This window comes from Litorihabitans aurantiacus, assembly GCF_030161595.1.
GTDB classification, from domain to species: domain Bacteria; phylum Actinomycetota; class Actinomycetes; order Actinomycetales; family Beutenbergiaceae; genus Litorihabitans; species Litorihabitans aurantiacus.
Genome location: NZ_BSUM01000001.1, coordinates 483,647 through 502,921, shown reverse-complemented (window position 1 = coordinate 502,921; position 19,275 = coordinate 483,647). Strand labels below are relative to the sequence as shown.

Genomic DNA, 19,275 nt, shown 5'->3' with positions numbered 1-19,275 from the left:
GCGCCTCACGACGACACGGCCGCGGCCGCCGCCCCCACGTCCGACCCCACGACCCCCTTGAGCACCCCGGTCACCCAGTCGATGAGGGCGCCGTCGCGCTGCACCTCTCCCCCGATGCGCGCCGTCATGGGCGCGGGCACGAGGATCGTGCGGATCGCGGGCTTGAGGATCGCGCGCGGGTGGAGCCGCTTGAGCCGCAGCTGCGCCGAGTCGAGGAGGTCGACCGGGGCGAACCGGATGAACTGGCCCTGGATCGTCACGGCCGTCACCCCGACCGAGCGCGCGAGCGTGCGCAGCTCCGCGACGCGGAAGAGCAGCGCCACGCTCTCGGGGACCGGACCGTAGCGGTCGGTGAGCTCCTCGCGGACCGCCGCGACGTCGTCGGGCCCCGCCGCCGCGGCGATCTTCGTGTACGCCTCGAGCCGGAGCCGCTCGTGCGGCACGTACGAGTGCGGGATGTGCGCGTCGATCGGCAGCTCGATGGTGACGTCGGCGAGCTCCTCGACCTCCTCGCCGCGGTAGCGCATGACCGCCTCGGAGACCATGCGGATGTAGAGGTCGAACCCGACGCCCGCGATGTGGCCGGACTGCTCGCCGCCGAGCAGGTTGCCCGCCCCGCGGATCTCCAGGTCCTTCAGCGCCACGCGCATGCCGGCGCCGAGGTCGGTGTTGGCGGCGAGGGTCGCGAGCCGGTCGTGCGCCGTCTCGGTCAGCGGCTTCTCCGGCGGGTACAGCATGTAGGCGTAGGCCCGCTCTCGGCCGCGGCCCACGCGCCCGCGCAGCTGGTGCAGCTGGCTGAGGCCGAGCACGTCGGCCCGCTCGAGGATGAGCGTGTTGGCGTTGGAGATGTCCAGGCCCGTCTCGACGATCGTGGTGGACACGAGCACGTCGGAGCGCTTCTCCCAGAAGTCGAGGATCACCTGCTCGAGCTGGGCCTCGTTCATCTTCCCGTGCGCGACGGCGATGCGCGCCTCCGGGACCAGCTCCGCCAGGTGCGCCGCGGTCCGCTCGATCGACTCGACGCGGTTGTGCACGTAGAAGACCTGACCCTCGCGCAGCAGCTCGCGCCGGATCGCGGCGGTGATCTGCTTGTCCTCGTACGGCCCCACGAAGGTCAGCACCGGGTGGCGCTCCTCCGGCGGGGTCGCGAGCGTCGACATCTCGCGGATACCGGTGACGGCCATCTCGAGCGTGCGCGGGATCGGCGTGGCGCTCATCGCGAGCACGTCGACGTTCGTGCGCAGCTGCTTGAGCGTCTCCTTGTGCTCGACGCCGAAACGCTGCTCCTCGTCGATGATGACGAGGCCGAGGTCCTTGAAGCGCACCTCGCCGGTGATGAGGCGGTGGGTGCCGATGACGATGTCGACCTTCCCCTCGCTCACGCCCTCGCGCACGGCCTTCGCCTCCGCCGTCGTCTGGAACCGCGAGAGCCCGGCGACGGTCACGGGGAAGCCGGCGTAGCGCTCGGTGAAGGTCTGCAGGTGCTGCTGCACGAGCAGCGTGGTCGGCACGAGAACGGCGACCTGCTTGCCGTCCTGCACGGCCTTGAAGGCTGCCCGCACGGCGACCTCGGTCTTGCCGTAGCCGACGTCGCCGCAGATGAGGCGGTCCATCGGGACCGTCTTCTCCATGTCGGCCTTGACCTCGTCGATCGTGACGAGCTGGTCGGGCGTCTCGATGTAGGCGAACGCGTCCTCCAGCTCGCGCTGCCACGGCGTGTCCGGGCCGAACGCGTGGCCCTGCGTGGCCATGCGCGCCGAGTACAGGCGCACGAGCTCGCCGGCGATCTCCTTGACGGCCTTGCGAGCCCGGGTCTTGGTCGCGGCCCAGTCGCTCCCGCCCATCTTGGACAGCGACGGCGACTCGCCCCCGGTGTACCTCGTCACCTGGTCGAGGGCGTCAGTGGGCACGAAGAGCCGGTCGCCGGGCTGGCCCCGCTTGCTGCTCGCGTACTCGATTACCAGGTACTCGCGCGTGGTGGCGCTCTTCGCCCCGCCCACGGCGCGCTGCACCAGCTCGATGAAGCGCCCGACGCCGTGCTGCTCGTGGACCACGAAGTCGCCCGCGCGCAGCGCCAGCGGGTCGACGACGTTGCGACGGCGCGGCGCCAGCTTGCGCACGTCGCGCGTGCTGGCGCCCGCGCGGCCGGTGAGATCGGACTCGGTGAAGATCGCGAACCGCGCCGGCTCGGCGACGTAGCCGCGACCGATGACGGCGGTGGTGACGTGCACGACGCCGGGCTCGACCTCGCCGTCGACATCCGCCACCAGGCGCGAGGGGACGCCCGCGCCCGCGAGCTGCTCCGACAGCCGGCGCGCCGGCCCGGCGCCCTCGGTGACGAGCACGAGGCGCCAGCCCTGCCGCGTGAGATCGGCCAGGTCGGCGATGGCGCGCTCGACGTCGCCGCGGTAGCCCTCGACGTCGCGCGCGCCCAGGCGCAGCGTGGTGACGTCGTCGTCCGAGGCGCGTGCGCCGTCGCGATCCTCCGCCAGGCCCTCGGGGGCGTCGAGGTCGGAGGCGGCGAGCTCGGCGTCGGCCCCGAAGTGCGTGAGGCTCCACCAGCCGAGGCCGCGGCGCGCGGCGACGTCGCGCGCGTCCTCGATCGAGGCGAAGCTCGCGGCCGAGAGGTCGAGCGGGACCGACCCGCCCGCGGCGGCCGAGGTCCACGCGGCGGCGAGGAACTCCTGCGTCGTGGAGACGAGGTCGTGGGCCCGACGGCGGATGCGCTCGGGGTCGGCCAGCACGAGGAGCGAGTCGGCGTCGACCAGCTCGAGGATCGGCACCATGCGGTCCACGAGCGCGGGGGTGAGGGACTCCATGCCCTCCACGGCGATGCCCTCGGCCATCTTCTCGAGCATGTCGGTGGCACCCGGGAGCGCGTCGCGCAGCTCGAGCGCGCGCTCGCGCACCTGTGGCGTGAGGAGGAGCTCGCGGCACGGCGGCGCCCAGAGCCCGTCGGGCGCGATCTCGAGGCTGCGCTGGTCGGCGACGGCGAACCAGCGGATCTCCTCGATCTCCTCCCCCAGAAGTCGAGGCGGAGCGGGTGGTCCTCGGTGGGCGGGAAGACGTCGAGGATCCCACCGCGCACGGCGAAGTCGCCGCGCTTCTCGACCATGTCCACACGCGTGTATGCCGCGGCCGTCAGCGCCTCGACGAGGTCCTCCATGCCCCGCGTCTCGCCCGCGCGGGCGCTGACGGGCTCGAGGTCGCCGAGGCCCTCCACGACGGGCTGCAGCAGGGCGCGCACCGGGACCACGAGGACGCGGATCGGGCCGGCCTGGGCGCGCGCGGCGCCGGTCAGGTCGTCGGCGGAGGCGCCGTCCGAGGTGGTGGCGGGCGCGTTGCCGACCTCGGGGTGCGCCAGGCGCCGCAGGACCGCGAGGCGGCGGGCGACGGTGTCGCTGCGCGGGCTGAGGCGCTCGTGCGGGAGCGTCTCCCAGGCGGGGAGCACCGCGACGTCGTCGGTCGGGAGGAAGGCGCGCAGGGCGCCGGCGAGCTCGTCGGCGTCCCGGCCGGTCGCCGTCACGACGACGAGTGGGCGCGAGCGACCACCCGCGCGCTCGGCCTCCCGCAGGGTGGCGAGCAGCGGTGCGCGCGCGCCCGCCGGCGCCACGATCTCGAGATCTCCCCCGGCGCCGACGGCGAGCAGCGCGGCGGGGACGGCGGGGTCCTCGGCGAGGATCGGCAGGGTGGCGGTGAGCTTCATCAACACTTCCTCATCGGGGCGTGCGGGCAGCACGACGGGCCCGCGGCACGCGGCCCGAGCGGGGCTCGGACGGGCGACACGGCGACCTGGACGAGTCTACGGACCGCCACCGACATCGCCGCGGTCGGGCGGTCGGTCGGGCTTTCCCGGGCGCTCCTGCCCGACGCGCTCATCCGCCGTCCGGCCCGACCTCCTCGCGCCCGCCGCGGGCCGCGAGCCGGAGCGCGCGCACGGACCTCTCGTGCTACTGCGCGCGGTGGCGTCCGTTCGCGGGAGACGGGTGCGGAGCCGCGACGACGTGGACCAGCCGCGCGTCCGGCGACAGGGTGAGGTGGCGCATGACGCCGTCGAGCGCGACGGTGCCGTAGGTGACCACGGTCTCGAGGGCCGGCAGCACCGCCAGGAGCTCGGCGAGCGCCCACCGCCCCTCCTCGACGTCCTGGCTCCGGGGTGCGCCGGTGATCGCCCACGGGATCAGGTTCCACCGCAGGTAGTCGGAGCGCCGCAACCCCGACTCGGCTCGGGCGGCCCGGAACGCCGCCGCGGTCGGACCCGGGTTGTCCTCGCTGCAGATCGCGTCGTCGCCGACCGCGACGGTCCCGGGGCCGGGTGACTGCATCAGGACGAGCACCCGGCTCGCGGTCCCCCCGGAGCGGGGGTCGACACCGGGGACGAACCGCCGGACCCCGCCCGGCCCGGTCCGCCACCGCTCGACCAGCGCGCCCAGCACCTCCAGGCCGGGGGCGTCCGCCCGGTGCTCGTCGGCGTTCACGCCGGGCGCGGGGGTGCGAGCAGGGTGCCGCGGACCACCGACCCGTGGAAGGTGCGGACGGCGACCGTGGCCCAGGCCGCGATGAGCCCGACGAAGAACACGACGGCCAGACCGGCGACCACCGTGAGCCCCGAGTGCAGCGCGAGCCCGTTGAGCCCGGTGACGCACGTCCCCACGGGAAAGGTGAACGACCACCACGTCAGGCTGAACGGCAGCCCGTCGCGCGCGGTCCGCGCCGTGATCGCGACGGCCAGGGCGGTCCACAGCAGCGCGAAGCCCAGGATCGCGAAGCCGGACACCAGCGCGAGGACCATCAGGGCGCGTGCGGTGCCGGCGTCGACCGCGCCGGGCGCGTTCGCGGCGAGGAGGTTGAGAGCGGTGATCGACTGCCCGAGCGGGCCGAGCACGATCCACAGCGTGGGGACCATGCCCGCGGGACCGATCTTGTGCTGGGTCAGCCGGTTCCAGATCAGGGTGATGACTACGAGCGAGGCCACGAGGCTGAGGCCGACGAGCGCGTAGCAGCCCCACAGCAGCGTCTCCCGCACCTGCCCCTCGGGGGCGTGGGGCAGCAGGAGCGCGCCCGTCGAGGCGGACACCATCGGCGGGACGACCGGCATCAGCCAGCCGCCGAACGCCGACTCCGGAGCGTTCTCGTGCCGCGTGAACGCGAGGTAGGTCACCGCGACGGCGGCGACCAGCCCGCCGATCGTGCCGATCGACCAGAGGACCAGGTCGACGGTCACGGCGGCGGGCAGCCCGATCCAGTCCCTGCCCAGCAGCAGCGCGCCTGCCCCGACCGTGAGGAGCGCCATCGGCGGGGCTCCGTAGAAGTGCGAGATGACCGGGTGCAGGTGGTGGCCGGCCGCCGTGCCGCGGAACAGCGTCCAGTGGAGCGCCGTCGCGACCGTCAGGGTGAGGAGCAGCGCGGCGGCCAGCGCCCAGACGACGGTGGCCGCGGCACGCAGACCCGGCAGCTGCAGGGGCAGCGACGCGGCGGCGACGGCGACGATGCCGGTCCCCATCACGGAGGCGAACCAGTTCGGGGTCAGGTTCGACACGATGTGCGCCGGTCGCTCGAGCTCGCGGAACAGCCGCGGCTGCGGTCGCTGCGCCGGGCCGGTTCGCACGGCGGGCGGGGCGGTCGGGACGGTGGTCATGACTCCATCGTGGGCGCCGCCGACCCCCGGCGCCACGGCTCTTCTCCTGTGGGGGCACAATGGTTGTTTGTGACCTCCCGACGACTCACCGACCGCGTCCTCGACCTCGACACCCTCGAGGTGCTCGACCGCGTCGCGGCGACCGGATCCCTCACCCGGGCGGCGTCGGAGCTGGGGATCACGCAGCAGGCGGTCTCGGCACGCGTCCGCGCCGCCGAGCGCGCGGTGGGGCAGCCGCTGGTGGACCGGTCCGTCACCGGCTCGGTGCCGACCGAGGCCGGACGGCTCGTCCTCGGCCTGGCGGGACCGCTGCTGGAGGCGTCGCGGCGCCTGGACGCCGGTGTGGCGGCGCTGCGCCGGCCCACAGGCTCGCTCGTGGTCGCTGCGTCTCAGACCGTCGCGGAGCTGCTCCTGCCGGGGTGGCTGCTCGAGTTCCGGCGCCGGGAGCCGGGCGTGGGCGTCCGGCTGGTCGCGGGCAACTCGGCCGCCGTCCTCGACCTCGTCCGCTCCGGGTCGGCCGATCTCGGCTTCACCGAGACCACCGACGCGGCGTCGGACCTCTCCTGCGTCGTCGTCGCGGAGGACGAGATGGCGGTCGTGGTCGCGCCCGGACACCCGTGGGCGGAGTCGGCCGGCATCGGTGCCGCCGAGCTGGCCGGGACGCCGCTGCTCGTGCGGGAGGAGGGGTCCGGGACACGCGCCACCGTCGAGGCGTGGCTGGCACGGTCCGGGCGGATCCTGGCCGAGCCTGCGGCCGTCCTCGAGACGACCGGCATCATCCGCGCGAGCGCGGCCGCCGGGATCGCACCGGCGGTGATGAGCATCCGCACGGTCACGTCCGACCTCGCGTCGGGAGCGCTCCTCCGCGTGCCGCTGGGCGGACCGCCGCTCGTGCGCCCGCTGCGGGCGGTCTGGGCGGGGCGCGCGGTTGCCGCGGCCTCGCGGTTCCTTGACGTCGCCCGCGAGCGCCCCTGATCCGCCGCGCCCCCGGCCGCGGTCAGTCCCTGGTGTTCCAGGTGTTCTGCGACGCGAGCAGGCCCTGCGTCACGACGTCGCCCACCGCGTCCGCCGCGAGCTGCAGCGTGACGCCCAGCTCCTCGCGCTGCGCCGTCGCGAAGTCGCTGAGCACGTAGTCGGCGGGGTCCTGGCGCCCCGGCGGGCGCCCGACGCCGACACGGAGCCGAGCGTAGTCGCGCGTGCCGATCGCGGAGCTGATCGAGCGCAGGCCGTTGTGGCCGCCCTCCCCGCCGCCGCGCTTGAGGCGGAGCTGGTGCTCGGGGATGTCGAGCTCGTCGTGCACCACGAGGAGGTTCTCGGGCTCGACGTCGTAGAACTGCATCAGCGCGGCCACCGGCCCGCCGGAGGTGTTCATGTACGTCGCGGGGCGCGCGAGGATGACGCGCGGCCCGGGGACCCCGCCGGGGAGCGTCCCGAGACGGCCGTCCAGCACCGCGGCGCGCGCCTTGTGCTGCGTGAAGGAGCCGCTCATCCGCGAGGCGAGCACGTCGAGCACCATGACTCCGACGTTGTGGCGGTTGCCCTCGTAGGTGCGGCCGGGGTTGCCCAGACCGATCACCAGCCACACGTCGCTGCTCACGGGTTGCTCCTCAGATGGTCGGCGGGGTGGTGGTCGGGCCGGTCAGACGCCGACGGCGCCCGGGCGGGTGCCCGGGCGCCGTCGCGATGTGGAGGGTGAGGCTCAGGCCTCGTCGGAGGACTCGTCGTCGGCCGCGGCCTCGTCGGCCTCGCCCTCGGCGTCCTCGTCGGCCTCGGGGAGCTCCTCCTCCAGGTGTGGCACCGAGACGACGACGACGGGCGTCTCGGGGTCGACCTCGGTGGTGACGCCCTCGGGCAGCGTGAGGTCGGAGACGCGCACGACCGTGCCGTCCTCCAGGCCCTCGACGGAGACGGTGATCTGCTCCGGGATCGCGGTGGCGAGCGCCTCGATCGCGATCGACTGCAGGTCGACGGAGTGGATCGTGCCAGGCGCGGACTCGCCCTCGGTCACGACGGAGACGTCGACGGCGACCTTCTCGCCGCGGCGGACCAGCAGCAGGTCGATGTGCTCGATGTCGTTGGCGACGACGTCCTTCTGCACGTCCTTGACCAGGGCGAGCTCGGAGCCGCCGTCGAAGCTCAGCTCGAGCAGGGCGTTCGAGGTGGTCTTGACGATGAGGAAGACCTCGTGCGACGGCAGCGAGAGGTGCACCGGGTCGGTGCCGTGGCCGTACAGGACGGCGGGGATCAGGCTGGCACGGCGCGCGCGACGGGCGGCGCCCTTGCCGAACTCGGTGCGGAGCTGGGCGTTGATGGCCTCGGCCATGGGGTTCCTCCTGGAGGACGGGTCTGACGGTTGCGGGCCGCCGGCGAGGAGTGTGGCCGCGTCCGAGCGCAGCAGGCCGCGGCTCCCTGAGGGAGCGGGCCGGCCGCGTCGATCACGGACCGAGGTCCCTCGCCGAGGCAACCCGAGGATGTTACCCGATCCACGGACCCGGGTCACGTTCGCGCGTCGCCCCCGTTCGCCGCGCCCGGACGGGCGAGGATGGTGCCGTGGACACCCCCAGCGAGACCGAGGACCTCGAGGCCGCGGCGGACTTCGAGTTCGAGCGCCGCTTCCTGGTCACCGACTTCCCGGCGCACCTGCGCGACGCCCCGACGCTCGTCGTGCAGTCCTACTACCTGGCCGACGCCGGGTACGCGCTGCGGGTGCGTGCGCAGGGGTCCGGCGTCGAGGCCGGGCTCGACGCCGGCTCGTCCCCGCTCGACGTCCTCGAGGCGCACCGGGACGCGCTCACGATGGGGTCGGTGACGGTGAAGGGTCCGTCGGTGGGCGGGACCCGCTACGAGTCGGAGCGACAGGTGGACCCGGGCGTCGCCGTCGAGATGATCCGCCGGGGCGGTGCCGCGATGGTGAAGACGCGCTACTCCGTCTGGGCCGGTGGCGACGGCTGGTCCGTGGACGTGTTCGGCGGCCCGAACGCGCCGCTCGTGGTCGCGGAGTGCGAGCGCTCGGGGCCGGTGACCGACCTCGAGATCCCCGCGTTCTGCGTCACCGAGCTGACCGACGACCTGCGGTTCTCCAACGAGTCGCTGGCCTCGCGCCCCTACGGCGAGTGGACGACCGCCTACCTCGCGGAGCTCGCGGCCACCGGTCCGGCGATGCGCGGGGACTTCGGGACGAACGCGCGGCTGCTGCCGGACTAGCCGGCGGCCGGGCGAGCGAGCGAGCGAGGCTGCGCCGTCGGGAACCTCTCGGGGAGGGTCAGGAAAGCTCTCGCGAAGGGAGGGCTCTCGTCAGGCGTTGCCGTCGAAGAGCGAGGTGACGCTGCCCTCGTCGAACACCTCGCGGATCGCGCGCGCCAGCAGCGGCGCGATCGAGAGCACGGTGAGGTTCTCGAACCGCTTCTCGTGCGGGATCGGCAGCGTGTCGGTGACGACGACCTCCTGCGCCCCGCACTCGGCGAGCCGGCGCGCGGCGGGGTCGGACAGCACGCCGTGCGTCGCCACGATCGTGACGTTGCGCGCGCCGTTCTCCTTGAGCACGCGCACAGCCTCGGCGATCGTGCCGCCGGTGTCGATGAGGTCGTCCACCAGCACGGCGTCGCGACCGGCGACGTCACCGACCACGCGGTTGGCGACGGCCTGGTTGGGCCGCGTGATGTCGCGCGTCTTGTGCACGAACGCGAGCGGGCAGCCGCCGAGCTTCGCGGCCCACTGCTCGGCCACGCGGATCCGGCCGGCGTCGGGCGAGACCACCACGACGTTGGACAGGTCGACGCGGGTGCGCACGTAGTCCACGAGGGTCGGCATCGCGAACAGGTGGTCCACCGGACCGTCGAAGAAGCCCTGCGTCTGCGCGGCGTGCAGGTCGACCGACATCAGGCGGTTCGCGCCGGCGGTGCGGAACAGGTCCGCCATGAGACGGGCCGAGATGGGCTCGCGGCCCTTGTGCTTCTTGTCCTGGCGCGCGTAGGGGTAGAACGGCATCACGGCGGTGATCTGCTTGACCGAGGCGCGCTTGAGCGCGTCGACCATGAGCAGGTGCTCCATGACCCACTGGTTCACGGGTGCCGTGTGGCTCTGCAGCACGAACGCGTCGGCGCCGCGCACGCTCTCGGCGAACCGCACGTAGATCTCGCCGGAGGCGAAGTCGTAGGCGGTGGTGGGGACGAGGTCGACCTCGAGCTCGGCCGCCACGCGCTCGGCGAGCTCGGGGTGCGCACGGCCCGAGATCAGGACGAGTCGTCGCTCGCCGTACGTCGTGATGCCGCTCATGCCCTGGTGCCCTTCGCCGTGCCGGATGGTGCTGATCGAGGTCGATCGGTGCTGCTGCGCGGCGACCCGGCGGGCCACCGCCGTGGTGCTAGTCCTGCTGGTCCTGCGGTTCGTGCTCGTCCGCCTCGCGGCCCTGCGTCGCGAGCGCCGCCTGCGCCGCGAGCGCCGAGCGGGAGCCGGGCCGGCGCCGCGTCACCCACCCGGTCACCGCGCGCAGCTGCCCGCGCTCGACGGCGAGGTCCCCGGGGGCGACGTCGCGCGTCACGGTCGAGCCCGCGGCGACGAACGCGCCGTCGCCGATCTCGACCGGGGCGACCAGCACGCTGTCGCTGCCGACGAACGCGCCCGCGCCCACGCGCGTGCGGCTCTTGGTCTCGCCGTCGTAGTTCGCGACGATGACGCCGGCGCCGACGTTCGCGCCGTCGCCGATCTCGGCGTCGCCGACGTAGGCGAGGTGCGGCACCTTCGCGCCCGCGCCGATGCTCGCGTTCTTGGTCTCGACGAAGCCACCGATCTTGCCACCCGCGCCGAGGTCGGTGCCGGGCCGGAGGTAGGAGTAGGGGCCGACGGTCGCGCCGTCGGCGATCCGCGCGCCGAGCACGTGGCTGCGCACGACGCTGACGTCGGCGCCGACGCTCGCGCCGTCGAGCGTCGTGTCCGGGCCGATGGTGCTGCCGGCGCCGACCGTCGTCGCACCGTGCAGCTGCACGCCGGGCAGGAGCGTGACGTCGCGGTCGAGCTGCACCTCGACGTCGATCCAGGTCGAGGCGGGGTCGACGACGGTGACGCCCTCGCGCATCCACGCGGTCACGGTGCGGCGGTTCAGCTCCGCGCCGAGGGTCGCGAGCTGCACGCGGTCGTTGACACCCTCGACGATGATCGGGTCGTCGGTCTCGATGGCGCGGACGGGACCGCGGGCCCGGGCGATCGCCAGGACGTCGGTGAGGTAGACCTCGCCCTGCGCGTTCGCCGTCGCACCGGCGGCCGGGTCCTGGAGCTGGACCAGCGCGTCGCGCAGCACGGCGACGTCGAAGGCGTAGACCGAGGTGTTGATCTCGTCGATGGCGCGCTCGTCGTCCGAGGCGTCGCGGTCCTCGACGATGCGCAGCACGGAACCGTCGGCGTCGCGCACGATGCGGCCGTAGCCCGCCGGGTCGGGCACGCGGGTGGTCAGGACCGTGACGGCGTTGCCGTCCGCGTCGTGCGCGGCGAGCATCTCGGCCAGCGTCCCCGCGTCGAGCAGCGGCACGTCACCGGCGAGGACGACGACGGCGCCGCTCACCTCCGGCTCGGCCGCGGCGTCCAGGGCCTCCAGGCCGTTCCAGGCAGCACGGCCCGTGCCCTTGATCTCGTCCTGATCCGCGACGACGACGCCCGGGTCGATCTGGAGGGCGTGGGCGCTCACGGCGTCGCGCTCGTGACGGACCACGACGGCGAGGCGCTGCGGCTGCAGCGCGCGGGCGGAGGCGAGCACGTGCCCCAGCAGGCTGCGGCCGCCGATGGCGTGCAGGACCTTGGGGGTGGCCGACCTCATCCGGGTGCCTTCGCCGGCAGCGAGCACGATGACGGCGGCGGGGCTCGGGTGGGTCACGAGCGGAGTCTCCCCTGGAGGACGGCAGGCGGGCGGGCCCACTCTAGCGCCGGGCGCGGGTGGGCGAGGACCACGTCCGGGACCGACGGGCCCCGGCTCCGCCCCCAGGATTCGAACCCGGACTGCACGGCACCAAAGGCCGGCGTGCTGCCGTTACACCAGGGCGGACCACGGCCGGCGCGCGGGCGCGGTCGCACCCTCGATTGTGCCGCATCGGCCCTCGCGCCCCACCGGTCACCCGTCCACGACGCGGAGCGGTGGCGCACGTGCCGTCGGTGGTGCGCGGCATGATGGAGGCGTGGAGATCGCACCCGACCCCGAGCTCGACCCGGCAGCGGCCGGGCTCCGGCCGCGACCCCGACGCGCCGCGCGCTCCCGCATGACGGCGCGCGAGCGGCGCGAGCAGCTGCTCGACGTCGGGCGCGCGCTGTTCGCCGAGCGCGGCTTCCAGGCCACGAGCGTCGAGGAGATCGCGGCGCGGGCGGACGTCTCCAAGCCCGTGGTCTACGAGCACTTCGGCGGCAAGGAGGGCATGTACGCGGTCATCGTCGACCGCGAGGTCGAGCGCCTCACCTCGGTGCTGACCACCGCGCTCGCCCCGACCCGGCACCCCAAGGTGATCGTGGAGTCGGCGGCGCTGGCGCTGCTGGACTACATCGAGTCGAACACCGACGGCTTCCGGATCCTCGTGCGCGACTCCCCCGTGGCGCAGGCGACGGGGACGTTCTCGTCGCTGATCGGCGACGTCGCGACGCAGGTGGAGCACCTGCTGGCCGACCAGTTCGCCTCGCGGGGCCTGTCGACCACGTCGGCGCCGATGTACGCACAGATGCTCGTCGGGATGATCGCGCTGACGGGTCAGTGGTGGCTCGAGGCGCGCTCCCCCGACAAGCGCGAGGTCGCGGCGCACCTGGTGAACCTCGCGTGGAACGGCCTGGGTCAGCTGCAGGCCGGGCCGTCGCTGCGCGACCGCTGAGTCATCGCGGAGATCGCGCCGCCGTCGAGAATCTCGACGTCGAGAAGTTAGGCTCGCCTGCATGAGCTCCCCGGGGCCGGCTCCCCTCACGCCGCAGGACGAGGTCGACCGCATCGTCCGCGCGTGGAGCGAGGAGCTGCCGACCCTCGACGTCGAACCCATGCACGTCTTCTCGCGCCTGCACCGCCTCGCCCGGCACATCCAGGACGTCCGGCGCGACGCGTTCGCCGAGCACGGCCTCGCCGTCTGGCAGTTCGACGTGCTGGCCGCGCTGCGCCGCGCCGGTGACCCCTACGAGCTCACCCCCGGCCGCCTGGTGACCGAGACGCGGGTCTCCTCGGGCACGATGACGAACCGCATCGACCGCCTGGTCGAGCGGGGGCTCGTCGCCCGCCGCGGATCACCGGGCGACCGGCGCATCGTGCTGGTGCGCCTCACGGAGGCGGGGTCGGCCGCCGTCGACGCCGCCGTCACCGACCTCGTCGCGCGCGAGCGCGCGCTGCTGGACGCGCTCGCGACCGGCGGCGCGCACCAGCTGGCCGCGCTCCTGCGCACCATGCTCGAACCGTTCGCCGGCACGCCCGTGCCCGACATCGCCGAGGAGTCCGAGTGACCACACCGCCGACTCCGTCAACCCCGCCGACCCCGTCCCTGCAGCCGCCCCTCGCGACCGCACCCACGCCGTCGCCGGCACTGGTCCTCGCCCTCGACGACGCGTCCCCGTCGCTCGACCCGACCGCGTGGCTCGCGCCCGGTGCCGTCGTCGCCGGGGCCGTCACGCTCGGCCCGGACGCGAGCCTCTGGTACGGCACGGTCCTGCGCGGCGACTGCGCCCCGATCACGGTGGGCGCGCGGACCAACCTGCAGGACGGCGTCGTCGTCCACGTCGACGACGACCATCCCACCGTGGTGGGCGAGGACGTGTCCGTGGGGCACCGCGCGGTGCTGCACGGCTGCGAGATCGGCGACTGCGCGCTGGTCGGGATGAGCGCGACCGTCATGTCCGGGGCGGTCGTGGGTGCGGGCGCGATGATCGCGGCCGGCGCGCTCGTGACGCCCGGAACGGTGATCCCGCCGGGCGTGCTGGCGGCCGGGGTGCCAGCGCGCGTGGTCCGCGACCTGACCGACGCCGAGCGCGCCCACCTCGTGCGCAACGCCGCGCACTACCTCGACCTGGCCGCGCAGCACCGGCGCGCGCTCGGGGACTGATCGGCCCCGCCGATAGGCTGGAGCCCTCATGGCTCACCTCCTCGGCGCCGAACAGCTGCGCCTGAAGTTCCCCAACCGCATCGTGCTCGACGGCGTCTCGCTCGGCCTGGCCGACGGCGACCGCGTCGGCCTCGTCGGCCGCAACGGCGACGGCAAGTCCTCCCTCATGAGGCTGCTCGCCGGCCGGACCGAACCCGACTCCGGGCGCGTCACCGTCCGCCGCGGCGTCACCGTCGGCATGCTCGACCAGACCGACGCCCTGCTCCCGGACGAGACCGTTGGCCACGCGATCGTCGGGGACGCGGAGGAGCACGAGTGGGCGCGCGACCCGCGCATCCGCGACGTCATCTCCGGCCTCGTCACGGACGTGCCCTGGGACTCCCCCATCGCCTCGCTCTCGGGCGGGCAGCGCCGTCGGACCGCGCTCGCCGCCCTCCTCGTGCGCGACCTCGACGTGCTGCTGCTCGACGAACCCACCAACCACCTCGACGTCGAGGGCGTGACGTGGCTCGCCGAGCACCTGCGGGCCCGGTTCGCGGGCGGGCAGGGTGCGTTCGCCGTCGTGACGCACGACCGGTGGTTCCTCGACGAGGTCACGACGACGACGTGGGAGGTGCACGACGGCGTCGTCGAACCGTTCGAGGGCGGGTACGCCGCCTACGTGCTCGCGCGCGTCGAGCGCGACCGGCAGGCCTCCGCGATCGCGGCCAAGCGCGCGAACCTCATGAAGAAGGAGCTGGCGTGGCTGCGGCGCGGCGCCCCGGCCCGCACCTCCAAGCCCAAGTTCCGCATCGACGCGGCCAACGCCCTCATCGCCGACGAGCCGCCCGTGCGCGACACCGTGGCCCTCACGCGGATGGCGACGTCCCGGCTGGGGCGCGACGTCGTCGAGCTGGACGCGGCGGGCGTGGCCTACGACGGCGGTCACGACGTGCTGCGCGACATCACCTGGCACCTCGGCCCGGGCGACCGGGTCGGGATCCTCGGCGGGAACGGGGCCGGGAAGTCCACGCTGCTCGGCCTCGTGACCGGCGACCTGGAGCCGACGTCCGGGCGGGTCAAGCGCGGGAAGACCGTGAAGGCGGCGTGGCTGTCGCAGGACCTGCACGAGCTGACCGACGTCGCGAACCAGCGCATCACCGACGTCATCGCGCCCTACCGGGTGGCGTTCACGTCCGCGTCGGGCGACGAGCTCACCCCGGGGCAGATCCTCGAGCGGCTCGGCTTCACCTCCGCCCACCTGGCCACCCCGGTGAAGGACCTCTCGGGCGGGCAGAAGCGGCGGCTGCAGCTCGTGCTGGTGCTCCTGGGCGAACCGAACGTGCTGGTGCTCGACGAGCCGACCAACGACATGGACACCGACATGCTCGCCGCGATGGAGGACCTCCTCGACGGCTGGCCCGGCACCCTGCTCGTCGTCTCGCACGACCGCTACCTGCTCGAGCGCGTCACCGACGACCAGTACGCGGTGCTTCCCGGGACGGACGGCGGGACGCTGCGCCACCTGCCCGGCGGGGTCGAGGAGTACCTCGCGCTGCGGGCGGCCGGCGTGGGGGCGCCCGCTCCGACGGCGGGGCGGGCGGCGTCCACCTCGGCCGGCTCGACCGGTCCGGCTGCCGCGCCCGCCGCGCCCGCCGCCTCGGGCGCCGAGCGCCACGCGGCCCGCAAGGAGCTCGCCTCGCTCGAGCGCCGGATGGAGAAGCGGTCGGCCGACGCGGCGAAGCTGCACGTCACGATGGCCGAGCACGACCCGTCGGACTACCCCGGCCTGGAGAAGCTCGCGGGCCAGCTCCGCGAGATCGAGGCCGAGGTGACCGAGCTCGAGGAGCGCTGGATGGAGCTCGCCTCCGACTGACCGCCTCTCACCCGAGCCGGCGCGCCACCAGCACGGTGTCGAGGATCTCGGCCTCCTGCCCGTCCGGGCCGGTGACGATGCGCGGGCGCGTCCCGGACTCCTCGACCAACCAGCCGTGGTCGGGCAGTCCGGCCGCCGCGAGCTCGCTCGCGGGCGTCGGCAGGTCATCGTGGGCGTGGCCCCAGTCGGGCACGCTGCCGTGCGCGACCACCACCAGGCGGCCGCCCCGCGCCACCGCGCCGGCCGCGCGCCGCAGCACGTCGTCACGCCCGAAGTCCTCGGTGTCCTGGAGGAACTGCGCGCTGACGAGGTCGTAACGCTCGGGTGCGCGCCAGGTGACGAGATCGGCCTCCACGAAGGTCACCGCGTCGGGGGCGAGGCCGCGCCGCTCCGCCGCGACGCGTGCCCGGGCGAGCGCCGTCGTCGAGACGTCGACGGCGGTGACGCGCCACCCGCGCTCGGCGAACCACAGCGCGTCGCCACCCTCGCCGCACCCGAGGTCCAGCACGGTGCCGGGCTCCCAGTCGGCGGCGACCGCGGCCAGCGAGACGTTCGGGCGGCCGCTCCAGCGCGGCTCCTGGCCCGGACCGTAGATCTCCTCCCAGCGCTCGTGACGCGTCCGGGCCCGTCGGGCGGCGCGTGCGGCCGCGACGTCGACCTGCACCAGGTCGGCGTTGAGCATCGCGGCCGCGGCGACGGCCTCACCCGTCACGATCGGCACCGACGCGCCGACGTTGGTGACGTTCCCGGCGGCGTAGACACCCGGCACGCTGGTGCGGCCCGTCGTGACGGCGGCGACCGGGCCCATCGGCCCGTCGTCCATCTCTACACCGAGCCGACGCAGGAGCTCGTCCTGCGCGCGGAAGGTGGCGCCGGTGAAGAGGAACTCGACCGAGTACGTCACGCCCCCGGCCACCACCCCCGTCACGGCGTCGTCGGTCACCTCCAGGCGCTCGACCGGGTCCGTCACGACGCGGACGCCGCGGGCCACGAAACCGTCCAGCGTCTCGGCGTCGACCTCACCCGCGAGGTGGCTGAAGAACGTGACGTCCTCGCTCCACTGCCGGATCAGCGTGGCGTGGTGCAGACCCCACGGCCCGCTCGCGACGACGCCCAGGGCGCGACCGGCGACCTCGGCACCGTGGCAGTATGGGCATCCGACCGCGTCCCGGCCCCAGCGCTCCGCCAGGCCGGGGACGTCGGGCAGCTCGTCCACCAGGCCGGTGGTGACCAGGACGCTGCGCGCACGCAGGGTCTCGCCCTCCGCCGTCGTGAGGGTGTGGAGGCCGTCGGAGTCACGTGCGGTCAGGTCGGTGACGACGGCGGCGCGCACCACTCCCCGTAGCTCTCGACCTCGGCGCGGCCGCGGCGCAGGAGCTCGAGCGGCGGCAGCCCGTCGTGGCCGAGCACGCCGTGCATGTGCTCGGCGACGGCGTTGCGCGGCCGACCGCCGTCGAGCACGAGGGTGCGGCGCTGCGCCCGCGCGAGGGTCAGCGCCCCGCTCAGGCCCGCGGCACCGCCGCCGATCACGATGACGTCCCAGATGTCTGCACGGTTCTCGCTCATGGCACCCAGCCTGCGTGGCAGACTGGCGCCATGGCAAACGTTCTTGCACTATCGGCAAGGAGGGCCTGATGGCCGACCCGCGCATCGACGAGATCGGACCCCGGCTGCGGTCCGCGCGACGGCGTGCCGGGCTCACGCTCGAGACGCTGGCCGAGCGCGCCGGCGTCTCGCCGAGCACGCTGTCGCGCCTGGAGAGCGGGAAGCGCCAGGCGAACCTCGAGCTCCTGCTGCCGCTCGCGCGCGAGCTGCGGCTGGGTCTGGACGAGCTGGTACCGCCCGCCGTCCCCGACCCGCGGGTGCGCCGCCGGCCGCAGACCCACCGCGGCATCACGATGGTCCCGCTCGCGCCCGAGGGCTCGCCCGTGCAGACGGTGCGCATCACCTACGACCCCGGTGGCGAGCTGCCGCGGCAGCGCACGCACGACGGCTACGAGTGGCTGTACGTCATCAGCGGCCGGCTGCGGCTGCGGCTGGCCGAGCACGACCTGGTGCTCGAGCCCGGCGAGGCGGCCGAGTTCGACACCCGCACCCCGCACGCGCTCAGCTGCCACGGGGACGAGCCGTGCGTCCTGGTCGCGATCTTCAACGCCGACGGCGAGCGCATCCACACCCGCGCGGCGCCGTCGCGGCGTGGGGCGTCGGCCGGAGCGGCGTCGGGCGGAGCGGCGTCGGGTGGTGCGGCGTCGGGCGGAGCGGCGTCGGGTGGTGCGGCGTCGGGCGGAGCGGCGTCGGACGGCTGAGCACGCGCGTGATCCGACGGCAGACCCCTCGCTCACAGCGGCTGACCCCTCGCTGTGAGCGGCTGACCCCTCGCTGTGAGCGGCTGAGTGCGGCCTGGTCGTACCGCACCGCGGCGAGTCCGCGGCGACACGCCGCACGACGGCAACCTCAGCCGCCCTCCGCGAGACCCAGCCGCTCACAGCGAGGGACTTGGGCGCCGCGGCCCTCGACCGGGACGGCACGCCTCGCCCACGACGGCACACCTCTCGCCTACGACGGCACGCCCCTCGCCAGCCACGGCAGAGTCCTCGCCCGCGACGGCGTTGCCCTCGCTCACGACGGCGTTGCCCTCGTCCACGACGTCGAGATGCGGTCGGGACCCGCTGGACGCGGCGTGTCCCCTGAGACACGCCGTCCGAGTCACGGAACGCCGTCGCCAGCGAGGGCTTCGCCGTCACCAGCGAGGGCACCGGCCGCGCTTACCCCCGCCCGGCCGCCGCGATCGCCGCGAAGTCGGTGACCTCGAGCCGCTCCCCGCGCAGCGTCGGGTCGACCCCCGCGGCCCGCAGCACCTCCTCGGCCCGCACGGGCGACCCCGCCCACCCGGCGAGCGCGGCCCGCAGCGTCTTGCGCCGCTGCGCGAACGCCGCGTCGATCACCGCGAACGTCTCCTCGCGCGTCGCCTCCCCCGCCGGCGGGTCGCGCCGCACCAGCCGCACGAGTGCGGAGTCGACGTTCGGCGTCGGCCAGAAGACGTTGCGCCCCACCGACCCCGCACGCGACGCCTGCGCGTACCAGGCCGCCTTGACCGACGGGATCCCGTACGTCTTCGACCCCGACGGCGCCGCGATCCGGTCGGCCACCTCGGCCTGCACCATCACGAGCACCTCGGCGAGGTGGTCGAACCGCTCGAGCATCGTCAGCAGCACGGGCACGGCCACGTTGTAGGGCAGGTTCGCCACCAGACGCGTCGCGGGCCGCCCGCCGGGGGCCGGCAGCTCGGTCACGTCCATCGCGTCGGAGCGCACCACCGTGAGCCGGTCGGCGACCTCGGGCGCGTGCGCGGCCACCGTGCCGGGCAGCTTCTCGGCCAGCGGTGGATCGATCTCGACGGCGACGACGTGCGCCCCCGCCTCAAGCAGCCCCAGGGTCAGCGACCCCAGCCCCGGGCCCACCTCGACCACCACGTCGCCCGGCTGCACACCGGCCACGCGCACGATGCGCCGCACCGTGCCGGGGTCGGTCACGAAGTTCTGCCCCAGCGTCTTGGTGGGTCGCACACCGGTCAGCCCGAGCAGGTCGCGCACGTGCGCCGTCGTCAGGAGCTGGACGGCCGGAGTGGCGGTGGCATCGGCGGTGTCGGTGGTGTCGGGAGCACCGGGGGCGTCGGGAACGGTCACCGCCCGAGCCTAACGAGGAGGGCGGATGCACGACGGCGGGGCCCA

General features: G+C 74.4%; 16 protein-coding genes, 1 tRNA gene and 1 pseudogene. 7 read left to right on the top strand and 11 right to left on the bottom strand.

The genetic code is table 11. The features are described from left to right. Positions 1–5 precede the first annotated feature (5 nt). The 3 genes and pseudogenes from mfd to QQK22_RS02370 all read right to left on the bottom strand — a co-directional run bounded on the left by mfd (position 6) and on the right by QQK22_RS02370 (position 5,638). A pseudogene (gene mfd, locus QQK22_RS02380) lies at positions 6–3,706 on the bottom strand (transcription-repair coupling factor). A 244-nt stretch (positions 3,707–3,950) separates the two neighbouring features. After that, the gene (locus tag QQK22_RS02375; protein ID WP_284249114.1) at positions 3,951–4,478 is read right to left on the bottom strand and encodes a uracil-DNA glycosylase family protein; all 528 of its coding nucleotides are present in this window, start codon (positions 4,476–4,478) and stop codon (positions 3,951–3,953) included. Beyond that, the gene (locus QQK22_RS02370) at positions 4,475–5,638 is read right to left on the bottom strand and encodes a TDT family transporter (RefSeq protein WP_284249113.1); all 1,164 of its coding nucleotides are present in this window, start codon (positions 5,636–5,638) and stop codon (positions 4,475–4,477) included. Before QQK22_RS02370 ends, QQK22_RS02375 begins: the two co-directional genes overlap by 4 nt. A 69-nt stretch (positions 5,639–5,707) precedes the next feature. Here QQK22_RS02370 and QQK22_RS02365 point away from each other — a divergent pair, with 69 nt between their 5' ends. Continuing rightward, positions 5,708–6,613, top strand: coding sequence for a LysR family transcriptional regulator (locus QQK22_RS02365; protein WP_284249112.1), 906 nt, complete (start codon positions 5,708–5,710; stop codon positions 6,611–6,613). A 22-nt stretch (positions 6,614–6,635) separates the two neighbouring features. Here QQK22_RS02365 and pth read toward each other — a convergent pair whose 3' ends face one another. Continuing rightward, a complete protein-coding gene (gene pth / locus QQK22_RS02360) occupies positions 6,636–7,235 on the bottom strand; it encodes an aminoacyl-tRNA hydrolase (protein ID WP_284249111.1) in 600 nt (199 codons plus the stop codon). Between the two features lie 102 nt (positions 7,236–7,337). After that, entirely contained in the window at positions 7,338–7,961 is a 624-nt protein-coding gene (locus tag QQK22_RS02355; protein ID WP_284249110.1) for a 50S ribosomal protein L25/general stress protein Ctc, read from the bottom strand. Positions 7,962–8,188: 227 nt separating this feature from the next. Here QQK22_RS02355 and QQK22_RS02350 point away from each other — a divergent pair, with 227 nt between their 5' ends. Further along, positions 8,189–8,842: a CYTH domain-containing protein gene (locus tag QQK22_RS02350; protein ID WP_284249109.1), complete on the top strand. Its 654-nt coding sequence runs from the start codon at positions 8,189–8,191 to the stop codon at positions 8,840–8,842. Between the two features lie 90 nt (positions 8,843–8,932). Here the strand turns inward: QQK22_RS02350 and QQK22_RS02345 are convergent, their stop codons facing one another. The 3 genes from QQK22_RS02345 to QQK22_RS02335 all read right to left on the bottom strand — a co-directional run bounded on the left by QQK22_RS02345 (position 8,933) and on the right by QQK22_RS02335 (position 11,672). Beyond that, positions 8,933–9,913: a ribose-phosphate diphosphokinase gene (locus QQK22_RS02345; protein ID WP_284249108.1), complete on the bottom strand. Its 981-nt coding sequence runs from the start codon at positions 9,911–9,913 to the stop codon at positions 8,933–8,935. Between the two features lie 88 nt (positions 9,914–10,001). Then, entirely contained in the window at positions 10,002–11,504 is a 1,503-nt protein-coding gene (glmU, locus tag QQK22_RS02340; protein WP_284249107.1) for a bifunctional UDP-N-acetylglucosamine diphosphorylase/glucosamine-1-phosphate N-acetyltransferase GlmU, read from the bottom strand. Positions 11,505–11,600: 96 nt separating this feature from the next. Further along, positions 11,601–11,672, bottom strand: a tRNA-Gln gene (locus QQK22_RS02335). A 211-nt stretch (positions 11,673–11,883) separates the two neighbouring features. On the opposite strand from QQK22_RS02335, the gene QQK22_RS02330 reads away from it, so the two are divergent. The 4 genes from QQK22_RS02330 (at position 11,884) to QQK22_RS02315 (ending at position 15,544) form a co-directional block, all read left to right on the top strand. Next, positions 11,884–12,480 carry a TetR/AcrR family transcriptional regulator gene (locus QQK22_RS02330; RefSeq protein WP_284252497.1) on the top strand — a complete coding sequence of 199 codons (597 nt, stop codon included), beginning with the start codon at positions 11,884–11,886 and terminating at the stop codon, positions 12,478–12,480. A 61-nt stretch (positions 12,481–12,541) separates the two neighbouring features. Beyond that, positions 12,542–13,093: a MarR family winged helix-turn-helix transcriptional regulator gene (locus QQK22_RS02325; RefSeq protein WP_284249106.1), complete on the top strand. Its 552-nt coding sequence runs from the start codon at positions 12,542–12,544 to the stop codon at positions 13,091–13,093. Further along, positions 13,090–13,689, top strand: a complete 600-nt coding sequence (locus tag QQK22_RS02320) for a gamma carbonic anhydrase family protein (protein WP_348525452.1) — start codon at positions 13,090–13,092, stop codon at positions 13,687–13,689. Before QQK22_RS02325 ends, QQK22_RS02320 begins: the two co-directional genes overlap by 4 nt. A gap of 28 nt (positions 13,690–13,717) precedes the next feature. Next, positions 13,718–15,544 carry an ABC-F family ATP-binding cassette domain-containing protein gene (locus QQK22_RS02315; RefSeq protein WP_284249105.1) on the top strand — a complete coding sequence of 609 codons (1,827 nt, stop codon included), beginning with the start codon at positions 13,718–13,720 and terminating at the stop codon, positions 15,542–15,544. Between the two features lie 7 nt (positions 15,545–15,551). Here QQK22_RS02315 and QQK22_RS02310 read toward each other — a convergent pair whose 3' ends face one another. Both QQK22_RS02310 and QQK22_RS02305 read right to left on the bottom strand, forming a co-directional pair. Continuing rightward, complete coding sequence (locus tag QQK22_RS02310) at positions 15,552–16,877, bottom strand: bifunctional NAD(P)/FAD-dependent oxidoreductase/class I SAM-dependent methyltransferase (RefSeq protein ID WP_284249104.1); 1,326 nt, start codon at positions 16,875–16,877, stop codon at positions 15,552–15,554. Beyond that, positions 16,850–17,110: an FAD-dependent oxidoreductase gene (locus QQK22_RS02305; protein WP_284249103.1), complete on the bottom strand. Its 261-nt coding sequence runs from the start codon at positions 17,108–17,110 to the stop codon at positions 16,850–16,852. Before QQK22_RS02305 ends, QQK22_RS02310 begins: the two co-directional genes overlap by 28 nt. 68 nt (positions 17,111–17,178) lie before the next feature. Here QQK22_RS02305 and QQK22_RS02300 point away from each other — a divergent pair, with 68 nt between their 5' ends. After that, positions 17,179–17,850, top strand: a complete 672-nt coding sequence (locus QQK22_RS02300) for a helix-turn-helix domain-containing protein (RefSeq protein ID WP_348525450.1) — start codon at positions 17,179–17,181, stop codon at positions 17,848–17,850. Between the two features lie 459 nt (positions 17,851–18,309). Here QQK22_RS02300 and rsmA read toward each other — a convergent pair whose 3' ends face one another. Further along, on the bottom strand, positions 18,310–19,230 hold the full coding sequence (gene rsmA, locus QQK22_RS02295) for a 16S rRNA (adenine(1518)-N(6)/adenine(1519)-N(6))-dimethyltransferase RsmA (RefSeq protein ID WP_431310120.1): 921 nt from the start codon (positions 19,228–19,230) through the stop codon (positions 18,310–18,312). Positions 19,231–19,275: the final 45 nt, after the last annotated feature.

Excerpts from the sequence above, each read along its gene's own strand:
- QQK22_RS02370 (WP_284249113.1), bottom strand. The coding sequence starts at position 5,638 with ATGACCACCGTCCCGACCGCCCCGCCCGCCGTGCGAACCGGCCCGGCG.
- QQK22_RS02300 (WP_348525450.1), top strand. The coding sequence starts at position 17,179 with ATGGCCGACCCGCGCATCGACGAGATCGGACCCCGGCTGCGGTCCGCG.
- QQK22_RS02330 (WP_284252497.1), top strand. The coding sequence starts at position 11,884 with ATGACGGCGCGCGAGCGGCGCGAGCAGCTGCTCGACGTCGGGCGCGCG.
- QQK22_RS02315 (WP_284249105.1), top strand. The coding sequence starts at position 13,718 with ATGGCTCACCTCCTCGGCGCCGAACAGCTGCGCCTGAAGTTCCCCAAC.
- QQK22_RS02325 (WP_284249106.1), top strand. The coding sequence starts at position 12,542 with ATGAGCTCCCCGGGGCCGGCTCCCCTCACGCCGCAGGACGAGGTCGAC.
- QQK22_RS02305 (WP_284249103.1), bottom strand. The coding sequence starts at position 17,110 with ATGAGCGAGAACCGTGCAGACATCTGGGACGTCATCGTGATCGGCGGC.
- QQK22_RS02355 (WP_284249110.1), bottom strand. The coding sequence starts at position 7,961 with ATGGCCGAGGCCATCAACGCCCAGCTCCGCACCGAGTTCGGCAAGGGC.
- QQK22_RS02345 (WP_284249108.1), bottom strand. The coding sequence starts at position 9,913 with ATGAGCGGCATCACGACGTACGGCGAGCGACGACTCGTCCTGATCTCG.